Source organism: Halomonas sp. ND22Bw, from assembly GCF_003011945.1.
GTDB classification, from domain to species: domain Bacteria; phylum Pseudomonadota; class Gammaproteobacteria; order Pseudomonadales; family Halomonadaceae; genus Halomonas; species Halomonas halophila.
The window spans coordinates 1-233 of record NZ_PXWD01001862.1; the positions used below are offsets into that span (position 1 = coordinate 1).

At 67.8% G+C, this 233-nt stretch carries 1 protein-coding gene; it reads right to left on the reverse strand.

Annotated features, from left to right (window positions below):
* Positions 1-233 (reverse strand): SDR family NAD(P)-dependent oxidoreductase (locus CVH10_RS24735; RefSeq protein WP_146143425.1); only part of this gene is annotated, 233 nt, incomplete at both ends.

Sequence of the window (233 nt, forward strand, 5' to 3'; positions counted from 1 at the left end):
GGCCATGGTGCGCCGCGATCAGCTTGCTCATGCCACGCACCGCCCAATTGCTCGCGCAATATGCCGCGTTCGAGGATTCCTTGGTTCCCAGCATGCCGGCGATCGACGAGATGTTGATGATCGATCCCCCGCCGTTCGCGATCAGCGACGGCAGCACGGCCTTCATCCCGAGGAAGACCCCAGGCGGGTGGCCGCCGCCCCCCCGGAGGACGGCCGCCGCGGCGAAAGCATCC